Origin of the sequence: Litoreibacter roseus, from assembly GCF_009811795.1 — a bacterium.
Lineage (GTDB): Bacteria > Pseudomonadota > Alphaproteobacteria > Rhodobacterales > Rhodobacteraceae > Litoreibacter > Litoreibacter roseus.
In genome coordinates this window covers 184,424-198,721 of record NZ_BLJE01000006.1, presented here as the reverse complement: position 1 = coordinate 198,721, position 14,298 = coordinate 184,424, and the positions used below count along the sequence as shown (strand labels likewise).

Annotated in this window: 15 protein-coding genes and 1 tRNA gene; 6 read left to right on the top strand and 10 right to left on the bottom strand. The window is 56.8% G+C overall.

From position 1 onward, the window contains the following. Window positions 1-9 precede the first annotated feature (9 nt). From rpmA to KIN_RS19885, 3 genes are all read right to left on the bottom strand, one after another. The gene (rpmA, locus tag KIN_RS19895; RefSeq protein ID WP_159810407.1) at window positions 10-279 is read right to left on the bottom strand and encodes a 50S ribosomal protein L27; all 270 of its coding nucleotides are present in this window, start codon (window positions 277-279) and stop codon (window positions 10-12) included. A gap of 12 nt (window positions 280-291) precedes the next feature. Beyond that, window positions 292-1,026 (bottom strand): 50S ribosomal protein L21, encoded by a 735-nt coding sequence (locus KIN_RS19890; protein ID WP_159810469.1) that lies wholly within the window; start codon window positions 1,024-1,026, stop codon window positions 292-294. Between the two features lie 166 nt (window positions 1,027-1,192). Then, window positions 1,193-2,017: a DUF2059 domain-containing protein gene (locus tag KIN_RS19885; RefSeq protein ID WP_159810405.1), complete on the bottom strand. Its 825-nt coding sequence runs from the start codon at window positions 2,015-2,017 to the stop codon at window positions 1,193-1,195. Window positions 2,018-2,200: 183 nt separating this feature from the next. Here KIN_RS19885 and KIN_RS19880 point away from each other — a divergent pair. Then, window positions 2,201-2,290: transfer RNA gene (locus KIN_RS19880), tRNA-Ser, on the top strand. 251 nt (window positions 2,291-2,541) lie between these two features. Further along, window positions 2,542-3,141 carry a lysozyme inhibitor LprI family protein gene (locus tag KIN_RS19875; protein WP_159810403.1) on the top strand — a complete coding sequence of 200 codons (600 nt, stop codon included), beginning with the start codon at window positions 2,542-2,544 and terminating at the stop codon, window positions 3,139-3,141. A gap of 418 nt (window positions 3,142-3,559) precedes the next feature. Here KIN_RS19875 and KIN_RS19870 read toward each other — a convergent pair whose 3' ends face one another. The 5 genes from KIN_RS19870 to KIN_RS19850 form a co-directional block, all read right to left on the bottom strand. After that, complete coding sequence (locus KIN_RS19870) at window positions 3,560-4,585, bottom strand: Hint domain-containing protein (protein WP_159810401.1); 1,026 nt, start codon at window positions 4,583-4,585, stop codon at window positions 3,560-3,562. Window positions 4,586-4,883: 298 nt separating this feature from the next. Further along, complete coding sequence (tsf, locus tag KIN_RS19865; protein ID WP_159810399.1) at window positions 4,884-5,756, bottom strand: translation elongation factor Ts; 873 nt, start codon at window positions 5,754-5,756, stop codon at window positions 4,884-4,886. Window positions 5,757-5,819: 63 nt separating this feature from the next. Next, window positions 5,820-6,689 carry a 30S ribosomal protein S2 gene (gene rpsB / locus KIN_RS19860; RefSeq protein ID WP_159810397.1) on the bottom strand — a complete coding sequence of 290 codons (870 nt, stop codon included), beginning with the start codon at window positions 6,687-6,689 and terminating at the stop codon, window positions 5,820-5,822. Window positions 6,690-6,948: 259 nt separating this feature from the next. Beyond that, the gene (locus KIN_RS19855; protein ID WP_159810395.1) at window positions 6,949-7,533 is read right to left on the bottom strand and encodes a hypothetical protein; all 585 of its coding nucleotides are present in this window, start codon (window positions 7,531-7,533) and stop codon (window positions 6,949-6,951) included. Between the two features lie 28 nt (window positions 7,534-7,561). Next, the gene (locus KIN_RS19850; RefSeq protein ID WP_159810393.1) at window positions 7,562-8,518 is read right to left on the bottom strand and encodes a homocysteine S-methyltransferase family protein; all 957 of its coding nucleotides are present in this window, start codon (window positions 8,516-8,518) and stop codon (window positions 7,562-7,564) included. 193 nt (window positions 8,519-8,711) lie between these two features. Here KIN_RS19850 and KIN_RS19845 point away from each other — a divergent pair, with 193 nt between their 5' ends. The 4 genes from KIN_RS19845 (at window position 8,712) to KIN_RS19830 (ending at window position 12,003) form a co-directional block, all read left to right on the top strand. After that, window positions 8,712-9,329, top strand: a complete 618-nt coding sequence (locus tag KIN_RS19845; RefSeq protein WP_159810391.1) for a TetR/AcrR family transcriptional regulator — start codon at window positions 8,712-8,714, stop codon at window positions 9,327-9,329. Between the two features lie 48 nt (window positions 9,330-9,377). Then, window positions 9,378-10,256 (top strand): PfkB family carbohydrate kinase, encoded by an 879-nt coding sequence (locus tag KIN_RS19840; RefSeq protein ID WP_159810389.1) that lies wholly within the window; start codon window positions 9,378-9,380, stop codon window positions 10,254-10,256. Next, window positions 10,253-11,161 carry a pseudouridine-5'-phosphate glycosidase gene (locus KIN_RS19835; RefSeq protein ID WP_159810387.1) on the top strand — a complete coding sequence of 303 codons (909 nt, stop codon included), beginning with the start codon at window positions 10,253-10,255 and terminating at the stop codon, window positions 11,159-11,161. Before KIN_RS19840 ends, KIN_RS19835 begins: the two co-directional genes overlap by 4 nt. Window positions 11,162-11,277: 116 nt before the next feature. Continuing rightward, window positions 11,278-12,003, top strand: coding sequence for a DUF502 domain-containing protein (locus tag KIN_RS19830; protein ID WP_159810385.1), 726 nt, complete (start codon window positions 11,278-11,280; stop codon window positions 12,001-12,003). A gap of 67 nt (window positions 12,004-12,070) precedes the next feature. On the opposite strand, the gene KIN_RS19825 is transcribed toward KIN_RS19830, so the two are convergent. Together KIN_RS19825 and KIN_RS19820 are read right to left on the bottom strand one after the other, a co-directional pair. Beyond that, the gene (locus tag KIN_RS19825; protein WP_159810383.1) at window positions 12,071-12,193 is read right to left on the bottom strand and encodes an entericidin A/B family lipoprotein; all 123 of its coding nucleotides are present in this window, start codon (window positions 12,191-12,193) and stop codon (window positions 12,071-12,073) included. Window positions 12,194-12,283: 90 nt separating this feature from the next. After that, on the bottom strand, window positions 12,284-14,104 hold the full coding sequence (locus KIN_RS19820; RefSeq protein WP_159810381.1) for an extracellular solute-binding protein: 1,821 nt from the start codon (window positions 14,102-14,104) through the stop codon (window positions 12,284-12,286). Between the last annotated feature and the right edge of the window lie 194 nt (window positions 14,105-14,298).

Below are 14,298 nucleotides of genomic sequence, written 5' to 3'. Positions count from 1 at the left end.
GGTTTCGGCTTATTCAGCGGCCTCCGCCACTGGGAGAACCGAAATAAAGGTGCGGCCTTTGAGGCCTTTGTGGAATTTGACGGAACCATCGACAGTCGCGAAGATTGTGTGATCCTTGCCCATGCCAACACCCTCGCCCGGCCACCATTTCGTGCCGCGTTGGCGGCAGATGATGTTACCTGGAATAACGGCTTCGCCGCCGAATTTCTTTACACCAAGGCGGCGACCAGCTGAGTCGCGGCCGTTGCGGGAGGAACCGCCTGCTTTCTTATGTGCCATCTCGCTCTCTCCTTAGCCTTTAGCCATATCTTTGGCTTGATCGATCCAGCCTTCGCGCTCGATCCGGCCTTTGAATGACAATTTCTCGTCCATAGCAGCAACGTCGTCTTCGGTCCATGCTGCGATCTGGGCGAACGTGGTTACGCCAGCCTCATTCAGCTTCTTCTCAAGGGCTGGGCCAACACCAGACAGCTTCTTGAGATCGTCTGCACCCTCATCGGCCTTCGCCGCTTTCTTTGGCGCAGCCTTTTTTGCAGCAGCCTTCTTGGGCTCGGCTGTTTTGGTCGCTGACTTCTCAGGGGCTTCCCCGGTTTCGACGCGCTTCTTCATCTCGGCCTGCTCGGACCTGTTCTTCGCGTAGCGACCGTCCGTCACGCTTGCCAAGGCCAGACCTGCACCGCCAACCGCGGCTTTGATGCCGGACTTGCCAGCGCCCTTCTCAAGGATATCCGTCACCCGCAACAGTGTCAGCTGCTGACGATGGCCCTTCGTGCGCTTGGAGCCGTGCTTCCGGCGGCGCTTGACGAAATGGATAACCTTCTCGCCTTTGATCTGGTCAATGACTTCGGCCTGAACGCCTGCATCATCCACAAGCGGCACACCCATCACAGGATTGTCGCCACCCAGCATCAGAACTTCGTTGAACTGGACTTTCTCACCGGCGGTGGCGTCCAGTTTTTCGACCCGCAGAATGTCGCCTGCCGCGACCTTGTACTGCTTGCCGCCGGTTTTCAGAACCGCGAACATATCGCTTACCTTTTCGTTTTTCGCATCCTGCGGTCCCCGTTTGGGTGTTTCGGCCGTAGCCACCTCGGACAGCGCGCCCCCGGATCGGGACGAAGTTTCATCTGGTCGACATCATGTCGAGAGCGCGCGTATGCGGTAGAACAGCGCCTGTGTCAACAGGGATTACTCAGGTGTCTTCGCCCGCCCGGAACTCTGCCGTGGCACGACCCAGTTCATAGCTTTGACGCTCGAAGACCTTGTCGAACCCGGTGAAAAGGATCGTATTCAGTTTCTGCCCGGATGGGGTCTCTGAAATCGCGATATATTCCTTCAATTCAGCGTCCGTAAGCGCAGAATACGCGAGGGTCGAGAAGTTGCGGGTCCAGTCTTCCATGTCAGCGCGGATCTCAGGCTCTTGCGCCCAAACGGTGCTGAGTATGAAGCCTTCGGTCATTCCTTCCGCATAGGTAGGCGATGTCGCCAGCCCGCGGTAAAATGCAAGATTGGCATTCAAGGCGCCCGCCACATTGCTGTCGACCAGGTTGTTCACATTGATGAATTTGTCATAGAGCGTGACGCGGATAGGATCCTCGCGCACCATCTGCTTGGCCGTTTCGCGCGCGGCCTCTTCGACAGCCTCGTCGCCTAACGCAGTCCGCGCATCCAACTCGATCCGAACGATCCGCTGACCCAGATCCGTTTCGAAAAATGCCACAGCATCTTCGGCCAGCTCAACCTGAGCCACCTCATCCATTGCATCACGGAACGCTTGGTTCATCGCGTCCTTCGAATAGACCGCCTCCAAGCGGCTGATCCATGCGGGCGAGGATGTAATTTCGGGATCCCCTTCTGCCATCTCCACACCGCCTGCGATGCCTTCTTCCTGAAGGATTTCGAAAACCTCCTCCATCTGAAGGGCCTTGAAATACCGCTCTGTAATACTGCCCGCATCTGCAAGGCTTGCGGATGTCGAAAGCGCAAAAGCGGTCGCTAGGGCGAAAATGAAACGCATAGGGGATCTCCTGAACCTATCCGAAACGTAAGGCCCTGTGCGCGTTCAGGCAATCCAAAGGTCCGAAATTCTCCGTGATCTGCCGATTTATGACACGGATAGATCATTGGGCCCTTTTCTTGGGCTTGCACGACACCCCGCCCCCCGCTAAACCCCGGCCACCTGATCACATGTCAGCGGTGCGGAGAGGTGCCGGAGTGGTCGAACGGGGCGGTCTCGAAAACCGTTGTGGGTGCAAGCCCACCCAGGGTTCGAATCCCTGTCTCTCCGCCACGATAAATCAATATTATATAGAAATTTCAAATAGTTATGGATTTTCTGGTCCAGATTCTCGAAGTTCTGTCCACGTTCTGCACCTAACTAGCCTTTGGATTCTGGTGGACAAACGACTCGCCTTTCGATCACGGAAACGTTAGCAAATGTCGCACCCGGCGCCGCCGCCCGTCGCCTGCGCTTCCTGCAACGCGTTGCCCCCGAAAAGCTGATCCAGTATTTTCCCGAAGTCTTCTTGTCGGAGTTGTTACATGGAATGGTTGATTGGGTTTATCCTAGGTTTCGTCGCTGACTTATTTCGGTCAGTGTTCATGCCTGCAAGCACAGAATGGCTTAATAGGTTTTTACCCGCTGCCAGACGGAAAGCTAACTTCGAAGAAAACATACTCATCCTAGAAGTAATGGAACGGCTCGAGTCACTTGGCAAAAACCCGAACCTTGCGAAGCACGCTCGCGACGGCTCCGAGCAGTTCTTGCGCGTTCTCACAACCCAGCAAGAGGCATTTGTTGATAATGCTGTTGAAGTGGTCGACAGCACTCACATGACACAGCTTGAAATGAATTTAGAAGCGGAAAAGCGGGCGAGTGTCGCGCGACAGCAAATGGAACGTGCTATAATCGCACTTGAGCAGTCAGGTTGGATGGATGAACGGCAGGCTGCGACTTTGAAAGTTACGCAACAAAATTGGGAAAGCTACGCCAAGTCCCAAGCCGAATTTGCCGCCGCAGAGTTTGACGGAGGCTCCATGGCACCGCACGTATTTTTCAGCGAACTTGAGTCGGTGACAATAAGTAGAACGGGCGAACTAAAGCGGATGCTGAACGAAATGACCGAACGCTACGGTGAATAGGTCGTGCCGCAAGAGAAATGCCGCCCCCGTAGGGACGGCAGTTACACTCGGCACTAGGTGGGTGTCAGGGCTGTTCGAAAAGCTCGGCGATAGTTGATCGTCGGGGATTGCCCACAGGGGCACCGCCAAGAGGCCACCGCGGCGAGGTCAACGTCGCCTAGCCCTCAGGAAGTGAGATCTTGCCAATCGCGCTGCTAATGGCGTACCTCGTGTCCCATCGGTCAGACCGTCCACAACCAATTGTGAGAGACCGCTGATGTTTGGATCTATCTTCAAGTCTGTCATAGCGCTTCTCCTGCCTGTTTCAAAAGCTGAAGGCACTCTGGCGGTTTAATCTGACTGGAAGTTTACGACCCACCAGCGGTCAATGGGGCGGACACGGACATCGCGCGACATATCGATACTTACGCGTTCGCGCTTATGACGCCAAAGACAGGAGGACCCGTGCTTCATAGGGCTTCAGGCTGGGAAGAATGGTTTTCCCGCTCACAATAAATTTACAGCATTCCGGGAAGAGGTCCGCCAACTCCTCCGCGACCTGTGCCGCCCCGAGCGCTGTCGCCTTACCTCTGGCGAAATAGCTTTCGGTCGCGACACCTTCGGAGAAAATGATCTGATGCGCGTCGAACATCAGATGAAAGTAAGTCACGAAGCCGCCCTCAACTCGTTGAACGCTGTCGTCGTTTACAAAGCAATGGGCCGGAATAAGTCCGGCCGGTTCGCCAAGAAGATACTCCGCTTGCCAGCCGACAAACTGAATACGGTGCTGGGGAGAGAGAATGAGATCGCGTGTGTTCCCCAAAACCCCCGCCTTGAAACAGATCGGCGCAAACCGACCACGCGCCGCATATGTCCCACGTCCGACCCACCGCACGGGCTGGGGGCCCTCTGTCTGCGTCTCGACCAGATCACCGGCCCGGATATCCTGCACAAATCGGGGAACTTCAGGGGTCTGGATGAGCGTATCGGTTGTAAAGCAAGGGGGCGACGCGTGTGCTTCGGCCGGGTTGCTCGGCCCTTCCTGACTGGAAATGACAGTGAGCGGGACGCCGACCGGTGGAAAGCCCCCGACCGGACCGATGAAAGCCAACGCCTCAACTGTGGCATATGCCGGTGATCCGGTCGAAAAGTTGAAGGCAATCACGGTATAAGTGTTCGTACCATCCGATACCACGATGGCGTATTCGGCCTCCACATTCGTTCCGGCCCCGAATGTCTGGCCATCGATCGTTTCGGTGTTTGTGATCGTCTGGTTGCTGCCCTGACTGTCCGCAAAGTCCGTGTTGTTGTCCGTGATATTGATCGGCCGCCAATTGTTGGTGTTCAGCGTTATGACTTCACCAACAAGGTGGGACCCGTCGCCTTGCGTTACGCCGTCAAGTTGCTCACCGCCACTGATCGTAATGTCGGATTCTGGCAGAATGTAAATGTCATAGTTCGGCACGAACCAATCACCCTACAAAGACGTAAGTAAGGGACGATAAGGTCTAGGCGTGGCGTAATCATGACCAAGGCATGGGATTTCAACGACTGAATTTCGAAGATTTGAGTGAAATTAAGTGGTCCGAAGAAAGGTTTTGAACGGTATACGTGCCTCAGAGCGGCTCGAAGACTTTGAGAAGGCTAATACTTGCCTATGTAGAACTTCAGTACATAACACACGTCTTCGCGAAACACTCATCGGACATGAAAACGCCGCCCATAAGGGCGGCGCTAAATTTTCGATGCCTAAAGCGGCTACCTCACCTTAGCTGTGCGGCCACTTCCTCGGCGAAGTTTTCTTCTTTCTTCTCAATCCCCTCACCCACTTCGAGACGGGTGTAGCCAACAATCTCAACACCTGCCTCTTTCGCGGCCGCTTCAACGGTTAGGTCGGGATTGACGACGAAAGACTGTCCCAGAAGAGTAACCTCGCCCAAGAACTTCTTCATCCGGCCCACGATCATCTTTTCGATCACCGCGTCAGGCTTGCCGCTTTCGCGGGCCTGCTCGGTCAGAACGGTTTTCTCACGCTCGACCAGCGCAGGGTCCAGATCGTCTTCGCTGAGAGACGCCGGGTTAACAGCGGCCACGTGCATCGCGACCTGCTTGCCGAACGCCTCGTTGTCCCCGGACAGCGCGACCAGGACACCGATCTTGCCCATACCGGGCGCTGCCGCATTGTGCACGTAAGACACCACCGACGCACCTTCGAGCGTTGCCATGCGGCGCAAAGACAGGTTTTCACCGATCGTAGCGATCTTATCCGTGATCGTGGCCTCAACGGACTTCCCGCCCATGTCAGCGGCCTTCAGGGCTTCGACATCGTCTGCCTTGATCGCGGCATCGGCAATGTCCGAAACCATTGTCTGAAACTCAGCGTTCTTGGCCACGAAATCTGTTTCGGAGTTCACCTCGACCGCGACGCCCTTGCCGCCCTCAACCTTGACAGCAACCAGACCTTCAGCTGCGGTGCGACCGGATTTCTTCGCCGCTTTCGCAAGGCCCTTTGTGCGCAGCCAGTCAACCGCTGCGTCCATGTCGCCGTCGTTTTCTGTCAGTGCCTTTTTGGCATCCATCATGCCTGCGCCAGTCGTATCACGCAGTTCTTTCACCATTGCAGCGGTAATCGCCATCCTATGGTCTCCTGTCTTGTCTGGAATGTGCCCGGAGATGGCTAAACCAGCCCCGGGTAACAGTTATGCGTCAGCTTTGGTCTCTTTGGTGCTTTCGATATCAAGCACGCCTTCTTTGCCGACAACGTCGTTGGACACGGCCTCGTCGGAGATCGGCTGATCGGCTTGCACAGTTGCAGGCTCTTCAATCGCTTCCTCGATCGGCGCGTCTTCCATGGCACCGATATCAACACCAGCCGCACCCATCTGCGCGGACATGCCGTCCAGCGCCGCACGGGCGACAAGGTCGCAGTAAAGACCAATGGCGCGTGCAGCGTCATCATTCCCGGGAATGATATAATCGACACCATCAGGCGAGCAGTTGCTGTCCACGACAGCGATCACGGGAATACCCAGCTTGCGGGCTTCCGCAATTGCCAGATCTTCCTTGTTCACGTCGATAACGAACAACAGGTCCGGAATACCGCCCATTTCGCGGATCCCACCAAGGGATGCCTGCAATTTGGTCTGATCACGTTCCATGCCCAAGCGCTCTTTCTTGGTCAGGCCTTCCGCGCCGGTTTCCATCGCCTCATCAATCTGCTTGAGACGGCTGATGGAGTTAGACACGGTTTTCCAGTTGGTCAGCGTGCCGCCCAGCCAGCGGTGGTTCATGTAATACTGCGCGCACTTCTCGGCGGCATCTGCGACCGGGCGTTGCGCCTGACGCTTGGTGCCGACGAACAGAACGCGGCCGCCTTTCGCGGTGGTGTCACGCACGACTTGCAACGCTTGATCGAGCATCGGAACCGTCTGAGTGAGGTCCATGATGTGGATACCGTTCTTGGCGCCGTAAATATACGACTCCATCCGGGGGTTCCAACGTTGGGTCTGGTGACCAAAGTGAACGCCAGCTTCCAAGAGCTGACGCAGCGAGAATTCAGGCAGCGCCATTATCCGTTTCCTTTCCGGTTTATGCCTCGGCGGGGCTTTCAGAGCATGCGCTCAACCGGTGGACGTCTGCGGGATGTCTCCCCGCGAGGGCCCGACCCCGCCTGTGAAGTGCGCGCCGTATAGGGCAGTTGGCCCTGCCCTGCAAGCCTATTCTGACCGAACCCGCGCAGAAGGTTTAGCCTCGAATTACGGCAGAAAAAGCGGGGCGGCGCCTTACCCCGCCCCGCCTTTGGCCGAACACCGTTTCAGTGATGAGATATTAGCCCCCAGTGCTCATATGCTTTTCCGATGCGATCCGCGCTGAATGTTGGGTATCGCCCAGTTCGAACCGGACATTGACGCCCATGAACTCCGTAAATCCCAGAAGCGTCTGGGTGACATCTCCGTCATTCTCGGCGAACACGCCAGTGGCCCCCGTGATTGGGCGCTCGTAGCTTTCGCCGATATCCGCCTTCTCAGGACCTTGGCTGATCAGGATATCACCGTCCTTGAATTCGAAGACCTGACGACTGATCAGCCATGTGCCAGATGTGGTCCGCATGGCGTCGCCCACAAACCATCCGTCACACGTCCATGTGCCAAGAACTTTCGCCGGATAGGCCGGATCTCCGTTTTCCAGTACACCGGCCTCACCACCACTCAGCGTGCCCGCGGGGTAGATGTAGCCTTGCGTGACGAACGGGTTGCCGTGGGCTGGCATCCCATCGGCATCGACAGGCGCCGGCGCGAAGGAGAAGCTCGTGTGATCTTCCGCCACATCGAACGCATCATGTGGCGGGTCGGCAAAAACCGGCGTTGCGATCATGGCGATCAATGAGGCCGTACTCATAAATTTCGTAAACATTGTAAATCTTCCTTTGCTTGGTTTGGAATTACGCCGCCTTGGGCGCATTGAGGTGGTCTGCAACGCAGCCCACATGGCGATGGTCGGTGCCGCAACAGCCGCCCACCACTTTCAGACTGGGCAACAGACGCGCCAGTTCAGCGTGCTGATGTCCAAATTCTTCCGGGTTCCCGTCGTCCAATGTCTCGCATGCGTCCAGCTCGGCGTGACTGAGGCGAGAGGCATTGGCCCGCACACCCCCGATCCGCGCCAGCCAAGCCGCGTCTTCGGAGACTACGTCGCTGAAATGATCCGGATGCGCGCAGTTGATCATGTAGTAAAGCGGACCCTTCCTGGTCGCCTCATCAACCTCCATAATCGCATCAGCCAACGTCTGCCCCGATGGCAGCCTGCCGTCCGTTTCGAGGGTGAACGAGATCACCACCGGTATATGAGCGGCTGCCGCAGCGCGCACGATGCCGACCGCCTCCGGCGCGTTGGTGATCGTCAGCGCAGAGATCATGTCCACCCCCGCCCCCGCCAATGCATGGATCTGGGGTGCGTGCGTGTCCTGTGCAGCACCTGCCGACAGCGCGTCGGTTGCAATATAGCCGTCGCCTGCGGGGCCCACGATGCCGTTAATCACAATGGGCAACGTCCGGCTTTCCCACCGCAGTCGAAACGACCGCGCCCAAGACACAGCATCCGCATTGACAGATTTCATCTCGGTCGTGCTGAGCCCAAGCGCGGGGGCCCACGCCGCACCGGCGCGCCAGGTGTTGGTATCAAGGACATAGCCGCGCTTGTGCTTGGCCGCGATTTCGACAAACCGGGTGAAATACCGGTCCATCGCCGCGAGACCAGCGGCCTTCCCCATGATGGTGAAAGCGGCAAAATGCGGCAGGTCAAACCCTTCATGAAACAGCATTGAGGTCTCGAACCCGCCATCTGTCAGGTAAGGCTGCTCACTTCTGATCAAGGCGTTGAGTCTAGGTGTCAAAGTCATATCTACTCTCCAAATTTATACAGCGCTGGTATGTCGCAGGCGGCCCTTCCAGAACCAGTGCGCTTGCGGTATACTCAAATGCGCTTACGGAATTTCTTTTAAAATCAGCCGATTACGCAGCGCGCTGACATGCGGCATTCTGGAAATCCGGGAAAAACTGTACTTGCGGTACAGCGAATTTGGGGGCTGGCCGATGGCAAAGGCAAACGAGACGCGCACACGTCTGCTCGATATCGCGGCGGACGCCGTTCTTGCGAAAGGGTTTGAGGCGACCTCGATCGACGAGATCGTGGCCGGTGCGCATATCACCAAGAGCGGTTTCTTCTACCACTTCCCCGACAAGAACGCGCTCGCGCTGGCATTGCTACAACGCTACATCGACGCTGAGGACCAGCTGTTCGACGATATCTTCGGACGCGCACGGGAGCTCACGGATGATCCTCTCCAGGCAATGCTTGTTGGGCTGAAAATGCTGGCGGAGGTCTTGGAAGACATTCCCAATGGCCATCCGGGCTGTCTTGTTGCCGCCGCCGCTTACAACGAGCGCGCGTTCAACCGGGATGTGCGGAAACTGAATGAAAACGCCATGCTCCGCTGGCGATTCTTTTTTCGTAAGATGTTTGACGATGTTGCGGCCTTCTCACCTCCACGGGATCCCGTCAATCTGGATGATCTGGCCGACATGCTACTGGCCGTCGTTGAAGGTGGCATCGTTTTGTCGAAGTCCCTCAGTGATCCCGAAGCGACAGGCAGACAGGTGCGGATGTTCCGATCTTATGTGAAGCTGCTCTTTCAACCTCAGGCGCACTGAGCCGCGCAAGCTCTTGTCACCGGACAGATCGAGCGCCAATAAGGCGCCATGACACAACGACCCGATATCATCTGCATCGGTGCCGTCCTTTGGGACATCATCGGTCGTGCAACGTCCCACATGAACAAGGGCAGCGACGTGCCCGGCCGGATCACCCGCAATCCCGGCGGCGTCGCACTGAACATTGCGATGGCGCTCAAGGCCTACGGTATGTACCCTGCCCTCCTGTCGGTCATCGGCAGCGATGAGGAAGGCACTGAACTGCAAGGCGCTTGCGCGCGCCTTGGCATGAATATGGATCATGTCTATCGCTCCAACGATTTGCCAACGGACCGATATATGGCCGTTGAAGGTGGGAACGGTCTGATTGCAGCGATTGCCGATGCTCATTCGCTCGAGGCTGCGGGTGACAAGATATTGCGTCCACTGCGTGGGGGTGACTTGTCAGGGTGGTCAGGTCTGATCGCGCTGGACGGAAATCTGACACTATCACTGCTTGAGGACATCGCCCACGATCCGGCGTTTGCCGCCGCTGACCTTCGGATTGCACCGGCATCGCCAGGCAAAGCGGAGCGTTTGACCCCCTTTCTGTCCCACCCTCGCGCGACGCTCTATGTAAATTTGGAGGAAGCAGGTCTTCTGCTTCACCGATCCTACAAAACTTCGAAAGATGCAGCTTTGGCGCTTTTGGACAGCGGCTTGCACCGGTGCCTTGTCACGGACGGCCCCAATCCTGCCACTGCGGCCAGCCGAAACAACGTCCTGACCCTTGTTCCGCGTGAGGTGCTTGTCACGCGTGTCACCGGTGCGGGCGATACCTTCATGGCAGCCCATATCGCGGCAGAAGCCGAGGGGCTGGCCGAAGAAGCCGCCCTCGCCCGGGCCCTCGATGCCACTGCCATCTACATCTCTGGAGAGAGCTATTGATCGACATGGTCTTTTCAGCCGAAGTCACAGCGGCAAAAGCAAGCGGTGTGCCGATTGTAGCTTTGGAAAGCACGATCATCACACATGGCATGCCTTACCCTCAAAATGTCGAGACCGCGCGACGAACAGAGGCTGCAATCCGAACTGAAGGCGCTGTTCCCGCCACGATAGCGGTGCTCAACGGTACGCTTTGTATTGGGCTGGAGACGGATCAACTTGATCAATTGGGTCAGGCTGAGGGCGTGGCCAAGCTATCCCGTGCGGATCTGGCCGCTTGCATCTCGTCCGGCGGAACCGGCGCCACCACAGTCGCCGCCACCATGATCGCTGCGCACGCCGCCGATATCGCGGTGTTTGCCACGGGCGGCATCGGTGGTGTTCATCGGGGCGCAGAGTTGAGCTTTGACGTCTCCGCGGACCTTCAGGAATTGGCTCAGACCCCCGTGACTGTCGTGGCGGCAGGCGCAAAGGCCATCCTCGACTTGCCAAAAACATGGGAGGTGCTGGAAACGCTGGGTGTACCCGTCATTGCCTATGGGCAAGACATGCTGCCTGCCTTCTGGTCCACGACGTCCGAATTTCACGCGCCCTTACGGATGGACACCGCCGAGGACATCGCGAAGGCTCACCAAGCGCGAAAGGCACTGGGTGTTCCCGGAGGTCAACTGGTCGCCAACCCGATCCCGCAAACACATGAGATCCCCCACGATACGCTCTCACCCCTGATCGAACAGGCGCTGACCGAGGCCGAAACGGCAAAGATCACGGGCAAGTCCGTCACGCCATTTTTGCTGCAGCGTATCTTTGAGTTAACCGATGGCAAATCGCTGGAGGCGAACATTCAGCTCGTTTTGAACAATGCCCGTCTTGCCAGCAGGATTGCTACAGAATTGTGCAAGGAATGATATGTCTGCGCCCGGAATGTGACCCGATCCGCGCCCGCTGTCTTGTCAGGTTGAAACCTTCCCCATAGATAGAACGTTGGTTCTACCTAATCATATAAAGTAGCAGCTCAAATCTTATGCCAGACCGAAATGCCCTAGAAGAAGCGGCGCGTCCGCATCGCAAACCCGGTCTTTTCGCAAGATTGCGCGGCAATTTTTTAGCCGGACTTGTCGTTATCGCGCCGATCGGACTGACCGCATACCTGATCTGGACTGTCGTTGGCTGGGTTGATGGGTTCGTTCTGCCGTTCGTGCCGGATCCATACCATCCCGAAGTTCTGATCCAGCGTTACTTCGGCGAGGATGTCTCGGTGAACATCCGTGGTGTGGGCGTCGTGTTGTTCTTGCTCTTCACCGTCATCGTCGGGTGGGTCACCAAAGGTATTTTGGGCCGCTCTTTCCTCAGATGGAGTGAAAGCATTGTCGAGCGGATGCCGGTCGTGCGATCAATCTATACCGGCCTCAAACAGATTTCAGAGACGGTGTTTTCCCAGCGGGAAACATCGTTCGAAAAGGCGTGTCTGATCGAATACCCCCGTAAGGGTCTTTGGGCCATCGCGTTCATCTCCACGCACGCAAAGGGCGAAATCGCGCGACGCGTCCCCGATGAGGTGGATAAGGTGTCTGTTTTCTTGCCGACGACCCCGAACCCCACCTCGGGCTTTCTTTTGTTTGTGCCAAAATCTGACGTCATCGAGTTGGATATGAGCGTCGAGGACGCAGCGAAGCTGGTTATCTCAGCGGGTCTGGTCTACCCGAACCGCGAAGACCCTAGTGAACCGCCGGCCTTGGCAGCTCAGTAAATCTTTGGCTTGAAACGAGAAACGGCGCCCGAAGGCGCCGTCAATTCCGCTTAGTGTGCTGCGGTGCTTAGCTTGCAGCGTCTTGAATAGCTTCGCCGCCCTCTTCCACGTCGCGACCGACACCATCCAATGTGTTGCATGCGGAAACGGCAAGAAGTGTCACGAGAAGTGCTGTGATACGAAGGGTCATAAGTTATCCTTTTCTTTGGTCATGTCGCGGCAGAGTGCCGGGACGGCTCTATGTCCGATGACATAACCCGGTGTTCTGGAAAAAGTTCCGCTACTCTTCGAACCACCACACCTCTGGCTGAAAGCCCAGAAAATCCCCATAGACCGGGATCGTATCCGGGAACCTGAGTGCGGCATCATGGGCCAGTCTGGACTTGTCGCTGAACCAGAAGGGGATGACATAGCGTCCGGCTGTCAAAACACGGTCCAGCGCGCGCACGGCACTGCGATATGTCTCTAGGTTGTCCGCGTTCACCATTGTGGCGATCATCGCCTCCGCTGCGGGGCTTTTCACCCCCATCAGATTGCGCGACCCTTGAATATCGGCCGCCTCGGAGCCCCAGTAGACCAGTTGTTCATTGCCGGGGCTCAGTGACAGACCGCGTGTGAAATAGGTCATGTCAAAGCTGAACGCATCCGTGCGCTCTTTATATTGTGCGGCGTCCACCACGCTGATTGTTGTGAAGATACCCAGCCGTTCCAACCCTTCCTTATAGATGTTGGCAATGGCCTGATTTTCGGCACTGCCAGCACTGAGAAGGATCTCGAATGCGAAGGGCGCGCCATCTGTTCCTGTCAGGACGCCGTCCTGAACGACCCACCCGGCCTCTTCCAGCAAGGCCGTGGCGCTGCGAATGTTGCGACGGTTGCGCGCCGACCCATCGGAGACAGGCAGACTGTATCCCTCCAACACCCCTGGTGGGAGGTCATCGACAAACGGTTCAAGCAATTCACGTGTCTGACCCGTCGCCTCACCCTCTTCCATGCCAAGGATCGAGTTGGAGAAGTAGGACGTAATCCGAGGAAGCTCCCCGCCATTCAAAGTGTTGTTGACGAACTCAAAGTTGAAAGCCTGGATCATCGCCTCGCGAACCCGCCAGTCCTCAAAGAGCGGATTGCGGGTATTCATGACGAACCCGGTCATGCCCGAAGGCCTGCCATGGGGGATCAGTGATTTGATGACCTCGCCCTGCCGCACGCGTGGAAAGTCATAGCGCGTGTTCCAGCGGCCAAGATTGGTTTCACGGATTGTGCTTAACTCGCCGGCCTTGAACGCCTCGAACCACGCGGTTTCATCGGTAAAAAACTCCATCCGAATACGATCAATGACATGGGTTCCATTTCGAAAGGCAAGGTCATTGCCCCAATAGTCCTCATCACGCTCCAGAAGTACGAAGCGGCCCGGATCAAAATCGGTGATCACGTAAGGCGCCGTGGAAATCGGGATATCGCTGAGGCCGCTCTGCGCGAAGTCTTTGCCATCCCACTGCGCCTTTTTCAGGATCGGTCGAAGTCCCATGATAAGCGCCAGTTCCCGGTCCGGCTCTGTGAATGTGAACCGGACGCTGCGGGGGCCGGTCTGCTCTGCGGCGGACACTTTCTTCCACGAGCCGAGGTACCGCGGATGGCCAATGGTGCCGAGCGTCTCATAGGACCAGATCACATCTTCAATCGAGACGGGCGTTCCGTCGGAAAATCGTGCCTCCTCCCGCAGGACAAATTCGACCCATTGATGATCGGGATCGGTCTCAATCGATTCGGCCAGCAAGCCGTACAGGGTAAAGGGCTCGTCATAAGACCGGCCCATCAGACTTTCGTAGGCGAGATACTGTAACTGCCATGGAACCCGCCCCTTGAGGATGTGCGGGTTGAGCGAATCAAAGCTGCCGACTTCACCTGCGATGAACGTTCCGCCCGTGGGCGCGTTCGGGTTGGCGTAGGGCAGCGACACAAAATCAGGTGGAAGCGCGGGCTCTCCATACATAGCTATGCCATGCCGAGGCTCCGCCAGCAGTTGCGAGGCAAAGAGAATCAGCGCGCCACTCAAAGCACCAAGAAGCCATTTAAGCTCATGGAAAATATACGGTCTCATATCAGCAACAATGCCCCGTGCCCTTATTATTATTGATGTTAACGATAATCCGAAGTGTCTGTTTATACAAACTTTTAGCTTGGCCTGAGGCGGCGCATTGCTTATAAAGGAACCACTGCTCGATAGGTTTCTTGCCTGTATGAAACCTGCCTCAATAACTTAACGCCAGCTTCGTGCTGGCGTTTTTTTTGGCC